Here is a 6,753-nt window from a genome sequence, read left to right as displayed (position 1 = left end):
ACGACCGCGACCTGCTGGCCGCTCATCGCCACCACGAAGGCCGCGCGCAGCGCCACCTCGGTCTTGCCGAAGCCGACGTCGCCGCAGATCAGCCGGTCCATCGGCTTGCCCGAGCCCAGGTCTTCCAGCACGTCGGCGATGGCGTTCAGCTGGTCGTCTGTCTCCTCGTAGGGGAAGCGGGCGCAGAACTCGTCGAACACGCCGTGCGGCGGCTCCACCTCCTGGGTTTGCTTCAGCGCGCGCTCGGCGGCGATGCGGATCAAGCCGTCGGCCATCTCGCGCAAGCGCTCTTTCGCGCGAGCCTTGCGCGACTGCCAGGCCGCGCCGCCCAGCCGGTCGAGCTGAACGCCCTCCCCGTCCGAGCCGTAGCGGGTGAGAAGGTCGATGTTCTCCACCGGCAGGTAGAGCTTGGCCTCGCCGCCGTACTGCAGCTCCAAGGTGTCGTGCGGCGCGCCCTGGACGTCGAGGGTCTTCAGGCCCTCGTAGCGGCCGATGCCGTGGTCGATGTGCACCACCAGGTCGCCCGGCGTCAGCGACGAGGCCTCCGCCAGGAAGTTGGACGCCCGGCGGCGCTTCTTCGGCCGCGCCAGCCGGTCGCCGAGGATGTCGGTCTCGGAGATCACCGCCAGGCTGTCGGTCTCGAAGCCGGCGTCCAGCGGCAGCACGACCCGCTGCGGCGTCTTTGGATCGGCCGCCTTGGCCGCATCCCAATACGGCGCGAACGGAATCGACTTCAGCCCGTGATCGGCCAGCATCGAGCCCAGGCGGTCGGAGGAGCCTTCGGTCCAGGAGGCGAACAACACCCGCTTGCCGGCCGCCGCCAGCGCCTTGGCGTGGCCTGCGGTGGCCTCGAACAGGTTGACGCTGTCGAGCTTGCGTTCGCCGGAAAAGTTGCGGCCCTGGCGCGCGCCCATGTCGAGCGCGACCTCGCCCTCGGCCTCCTGAAAGGCGGAAAACCGGCGCGTCGGCCGGACGGCCAGCGCCTCGCGCCATTCGTCCTCGTCGAGGTAGAGCCGTGTCGGCTCCAACGGATGATAGTGCAGCTTGCGGTCGGCCTGGATGCGCGCTTCATAGGCGTCGCGGATCATGGCCAGCCGCTCGTCGCGGGCTTCGCGGCTCAGGTGGTCGAGCGCCACCAGGCTGTTCTTCGGCAGGTAGTCGAACAGCGTCGCCATCGACGGGTAGAACAGCGGCAGCCAGTGCTCCATCCCGGCCCTGCGGCCGCCTTCCGACACGCTGGCGTAGAGCGGATCGTCGCCCGGCGCACCGAAGGTCTCGAGATAGCCGCTGCGGAAGCGCGAGATGCTGTCCTTGTCGAGCAGGGCCTCGCTGACCGGCAGCAGGCTGACGTCCTTCAACTGGCGGGTCGAGCGCTGGGTCTCGGGATCGAAGCCGCGGATCGATTCCAGGGTGTCGCCGAACAGGTCGAGGCGCACCGGCTCCTCGGCGGTCGGCGGGAAGACGTCGATCACCCCGCCGCGGATGGCGAATTCGCCGCGCTCGGAGACCGTCGAGGCGCGCTGGTAGCCGTTGACGGCGAAATAGGCCTCGAGGGCGGCGATCTCGACGCTGTTGCCGGCCCTGGCCGAATAGCTCGCGCGCTTGACAGCGCCGAGCGGCGGCAGCCGCTGGATCAGCGCCGCCGCCGTGGTCGCGAGGAGCCGCGGCGTCTTGTCGTCGGCTGCGTTCGCCAGCGCCGAGAGCGTCGCCATCCGCTGGGCGGCCGCCCCGGCCGAGGGCCCGATCCGGTCGTAGGGCAGACAGTCCCAGCCCGGGAAGATCAGGACCTCGACGCCCTTGGCGAAGAAGCGGAAGGCGTCGGTGAAGGCCGAGAGCCTGGCCGCGTCCCGGGCGACGAAGACCGAGAGGCCTTTGCGCGCCTTGACGATGTCGGCCATGACCAGGGCGTCGAAGCCCTCCGGCGCGCCCACCAGGTCCAGGCGGCCGGGATCGTCGGCCACGCGGCGCAGCTGCGCCTGGCTCGGCGGGCGCGAGGCGTCGTCAGCCGCCATTGTCGTCCCCGCGGGAGGCGAAGGCCTCGAACCGGAACTGCTTGATCCGGGCCATCAGCTCGCCGTCCCACTCGGCCGGCGTCGGCTCCCGGTCGGTGATCCAGGCGTAGAGGTCCTGGTCCGGAACCTCGAGCATCCGCTCGAACTCGTCCAGCAGGTCGGGACTGAACCCGGCCACGTGTTGATCCGCGAACGGCCCGAGGATCAGGTCCGCTTCCCGGAAGCCCCGCCGCCAGGCGCGGAACTTCAGCTTCTTCAGCCGTGCTTCGTCGATGCTCATGAGAGGGTCGCGATATAGAGCGCGCGCGGTCTGAGCGCCAGTCAGGGTAAGCTGCAAAGAATGCGGCCCGAGATTCTGTTCCCGCTGTTTTCCCCCGCCACCACGCTGAAGGGCGTGGGGCCGCGCATTGCGCCGCTGTTGCAGAAGCTGGCCGGGCCCATCGTCCGCGACGTCCTGTTCCTGAAGCCGCACTCGGTGATCCGCCGAACCTTTGCCCGCATCGCCGAGGCGGTGGACGGCGAGGTGATGACCTTCGAGGTCGCCATTGAAAGCTACCAGCGCCCGCGCGGGCCGCAGCAGCCCTGGCGGGTGCGGGTGTTCGACGACACCGGCTTCATGACGCTGGTGTTCTTCGGCAGCTTCGGCGCCCAGCTGGAACAACGACATCCGGTCGATTCCCGGCGGATCGTCTCCGGAAAGGTCGAGGACCAGCGCGGCTACGGCTGGCAGATGGTGCATCCGGACTACATCGTCGGGCCCGACAAGGCTGGCGAGATCCCGGAGCTGGAGCCGGTCTATCCGGCCACCGCCGGCCTTCCCGCCCGCACCGTGCGCCGCTTCGTGGTCGAGGCCCTGGCGCGCGCGCCGGACCTGCCGGAGTGGCAGGATCCGGCCTGGCTGGCGCGCGAACGCTTTCCGAGCTGGCGTGAGGCGATCGGGCGGCTGCACGAGCCGCGGAACGAGGCCGACCTGTCCCCTCAGTCGGCCCATCTCAGGCGCCTCGCCTTTGACGAGCTGCTCGCCCAGCAGCTCGCCATGGCGCAGCGCAAGGCCGAACGCCGTCGCCTGCCGGCCGGGCGAATCGAGCCTAGCGCCGTGGCCGAGCGGATCCGGGCTGACCTGCCCTTCGCGCTGACCGGCGCCCAGGAACGGGCGCTGGCCGACATCCGGAGCGACTTCGCGGCGGGCGAGCGGATGAGCCGGCTGGTGCAGGGCGACGTGGGCTCCGGCAAGACCGTGGTCGCCATGCTGGCCATGGCCGACGTCGCCGCGGCCGGCGGCCAGACCGCCTTCATGGCGCCGACCGAGATCCTCGCCCGTCAGCACTACGAGACCATCGCCGGGCCGCTGTCGGCGCATGGCGTCGCGACCATCCTGCTGACCGGCCGCGACAAGGGGGCGGGGCGCCGTGAGAAGCTGGCGCAGCTGGCGTCCGGCGAGGTCAAGGTCGCGGTCGGCACCCACGCGCTTTTTCAGGATGACGCGGGGTTCCACAAACTGCAGCTGGCCGTCATCGACGAGCAGCATCGGTTCGGCGTCGCCGAGCGCCAGCGGCTGCTGGGCAAGGGCCCGGCGGTGCACGTGATCGCCATGTCGGCGACGCCGATCCCGCGCACCCTGGAGCTCACCCTCTACGGGGACCTCGACGTCTCGCGCATCGACGAGAAGCCGCCGGGCCGCACGCCGGTCGTCACCGCGGCCTCGCCCATGGCCCGGCTGCCGCAGATCGAGGCGCGGCTGCGCGAGGCGACCGCCGGCGGGGCCCAGGCCTTCTGGATCTGCCCGCTGGTCTCGGAGTCCGAGCTGGTGGACCTCAAGGCGGCCGAGACCCGCGCGGCCGAGCTGCGCCAGCGGCTCGCGGGCGCCAGCGTCGGCCTGGTGCACGGCAAGATGCCGCCGGCCGAGAAGGACGCGGTCATGGCCGAGTTCGCCGACGGCAAGCTTTCGGTGCTGGTCGCGACCACCGTCGTCGAGGTCGGCGTCAACGTGCCCAACGCCACCATCATGATCATCGAACAGGCCGAGCGCTTCGGCCTCGCCCAGTTGCATCAGTTGCGCGGCCGGGTCGGCCGTGGGCGGCGGGAGAGCTCCTGCGTCTTGCTCTACGACCCGCCGCTCTCGGAAATCGCCCAGAAGCGGCTCGACATCCTGCGGCGCACCGACGACGGCTTCGTCATCGCCGAAACCGACCTCGAGCTGCGCGGCGGCGGCGACGCGCTGGGCCTGCGCCAGTCCGGCCTGCCCGACTATGTCTTCGCCGACCCGTTCGTGCACCGCGAGCTGATCGCCGCGGCCGGCGACGACGCCCGGCTGATCGTCGCCCGCGACCCGGAGCTGACGAGCGAGCGCGGAAAGGCGCTGCACGTGCTGCAGGAGCTGTTCGACTGGAAGGCCGGGCTGGCGCTGAAGGACGCGGGGTAGAGATCCTTCCCCGTTCCTTTTGTGTCATCCCGGAAGCCGCGCAGCGGCTGTCCGGGACCCATACGCGCCATGCGATCCGAACGAGTTGCAGCGGCACAGCTGTGCGAAACAGGCGCTTCCGGTGCGTATGGGTCCCGGTCTTCGCTACGCGAAACCGGGATGACAGTTGTGGTTCAGTGGACCAGCGCGCCCGCCGCCCTCGCCCGCTCCGCCAGCAGGCTCGACACCCGCGCCTCGGCGTCCGCTTCAAGATCGGCGTAGAAGAGATTGAATCCCGGAACTCTTCGCCGATCCGCCCAGTCTCCCTGACGGGTCAGGCTCGACGACTTCGGCCGGCTGACGTACAGCACCCCGTTCTGGCAGCGGGCCGAGACCTGCCGCGCCAGGAAGCCTGGCCGCGCACCCCACTCCAGGCCGGTGGCGTTGGCCGCTCCCAAATTCAGGCGCGCCGGCGCCGGCTCGTCGGTGACGCTGCCCAGGATCGGGTTGAAGCAGAGCGCCGGGCGGCCCGCGAGCATGGCGATCTCGCCGCCGCTTCCCCAGACCACGGTGCGGTCAAGCAGGATGCCGGCGCGCTGGAACTGGCCCTCCGGCACGCTGAGCCAGGCCGCCAGGCACCCGTGCTCGCCGCGCCGGCGGCACGGGGGGATCGGCGGATAATCCGCCGGCGCGGCCGTCTCGATCAGATAGGCCGCCGCCAGCCGCTGGCGCAGGGCGGGATCGGTCGCCACCACCTCGGCCAGCAGCCGCTCGGCCAGCACCCCGCCCTGCTCGACCGCGACGATGACGATCGGCCGGCCGCCATTGTCGCGCGCAAGGAAGGTGCGGAAGGCGCGCTCGACGTCGCCATAGGCGAAGGCGCGGGCGGCGCGGGCGTCCTCCTGCAGGCTCATCTGGCTGTAGAGGCTGGCCTGCCGATAGCGCGGGGCGAACACCCGGCCGACCTGCACGAACGGTCCCGCGTAGTTGGGCGCCATGACGCGCTTGAACACCCGGTCGGAGCGCGCATCGTCGATCGGGCTGTTCCAGTCGTGGCCGCCGTCGAAGGTGGTGGGCGAGATGAAGAAGACGTCGGCGGGCGGATCGCCGGCGGCAGGGGTCCCAGGGTGCGCCGGCAGGAGCGCCCAGGCCTCGGGGCGCGCATAGTCGGGCGCCGCCGGCGGCTTGTAGGTCTGGAACGGCGTCTTGGGATCGAGCGACGTCTTCATCAGATCGTCCCAGAACACGCCGGTCGCCACCCCCAGGAGCAGCACGAAGCCCAGGAGCAGCAGCGCGAGCCAGCGGATCGGTCGTCGGCGCCCCTCGCGCATGGCTCAGCGGTAGTGATCCGGCTGGCTGAGGTAGTTCGAGACGTAGTCCTCGATCCCCTCCTCCAGCGGCGTCATCGGCTTCGGATAGCCCGCCGCCGCCAGCCGGTCCATGCGGGCCTCGGTGAAGTACTGGTACTTGTCGCGGATCATCGGCGGCATCTGGGTGTATTCGATCTGCGGCTCGCGGCCGGCGGCCTTGAACACCGCGGTCGCCATCTCGGCGAAGCTGCGCGCGGTCCCGCTGCCCAGGTTGTAGATCCCGTTCACCTGCGGGTTCTGCAGCAGCCATTCGGTCACGTCCGCGGCGTCGCGGACATAGACGAAGTCGCGCTTCTGGCCGCCGTCGGGCACGTCGGCGCGGTAGCTCTTGAACAGCTGCACCCCGTGGCCGTCGCGCACGTGCGGCCAGATCTGCGAGGCCACCGACTTCATCGCGTGCTTGTGCTCTTCGTTCGGCCCGTAGACGTTGAAGAACTTCAAGCCCACCCACTGCGGCGGCGCATAGTCCCTGAGCGCCTGGCGCGCGGCGAAGAGGTCGAACAGCGCCTTCGACCAGCCGTAGGTGTTGAGCGGCCGAAGCCTGGCCAGAGCCTCATAGCCGTTGTCGTCGTCGAAGCCCTGCTCGCCCGCGCCATAGGTCGCCGCCGAGGAGGCGTAGATCAGCCGCCGCTGCCGGTCGGCGCACCAGCGGAACAGGTCGCGGCTCAGGGTGAAGTTGGAATGGATGATCTTGTCCGCGTCCGGCTCGGTGGTCGACGAGACGGCGGCCATGTGGATCACCACCTCGACGTCGCGCCAGCGCTTCTCGAGCCAGTCGAACATCTGGTCGGGCGCCACGAAGTCGCCGATCGCGTGCTTGGCGATGTTGCGCCACTTGCCGAGCTCGACCTCGTGCAGCCGGTCGCAGACCACCAGGTCGAGGCTGCGGTCCTCGGCCAGGGCGGCCACGATGTTCGAGCCGATGAAGCCCGCCCCGCCGGTCACGAAGACGATGCGCCTATCCATGGGC

At 70.4% G+C, this 6,753-nt stretch carries 5 protein-coding genes; 1 reads left to right on the top strand and 4 read right to left on the bottom strand.

The genetic code is table 11. The features are described 5' to 3' along the window. Positions 1-2,012: CarD family transcriptional regulator (locus VJS38_RS15415; RefSeq protein WP_324089036.1), on the bottom strand; the 2,012-nt coding region annotated here is incomplete at its 3' end. Continuing rightward, positions 2,002-2,292, bottom strand: coding sequence for a succinate dehydrogenase assembly factor 2 (locus tag VJS38_RS15410; RefSeq protein WP_324089035.1), 291 nt, complete (start codon positions 2,290-2,292; stop codon positions 2,002-2,004). The genes VJS38_RS15415 and VJS38_RS15410, both read right to left, overlap by 11 nt. 60 nt (positions 2,293-2,352) lie before the next feature. Between VJS38_RS15410 and recG the strand changes: the two genes are divergently transcribed. Then, positions 2,353-4,434, top strand: a complete 2,082-nt coding sequence (recG, locus tag VJS38_RS15405; protein WP_324089034.1) for an ATP-dependent DNA helicase RecG — start codon at positions 2,353-2,355, stop codon at positions 4,432-4,434. A gap of 173 nt (positions 4,435-4,607) precedes the next feature. On the opposite strand, the gene VJS38_RS15400 is transcribed toward recG, so the two are convergent. Next, positions 4,608-5,744: a DUF3089 domain-containing protein gene (locus VJS38_RS15400; RefSeq protein ID WP_324089033.1), complete on the bottom strand. Its 1,137-nt coding sequence runs from the start codon at positions 5,742-5,744 to the stop codon at positions 4,608-4,610. A gap of 3 nt (positions 5,745-5,747) precedes the next feature. Beyond that, a complete protein-coding gene (rfaD, locus tag VJS38_RS15395; protein ID WP_324089037.1) occupies positions 5,748-6,749 on the bottom strand; it encodes an ADP-glyceromanno-heptose 6-epimerase in 1,002 nt (333 codons plus the stop codon). Between the last annotated feature and the right edge of the window lie 4 nt (positions 6,750-6,753).

This window comes from Phenylobacterium sp., assembly GCF_035276905.1.
In the GTDB taxonomy this organism is placed as follows: domain Bacteria; phylum Pseudomonadota; class Alphaproteobacteria; order Caulobacterales; family Caulobacteraceae; genus Phenylobacterium.
This window is presented reverse-complemented; position numbering and strand designations above follow the sequence as displayed.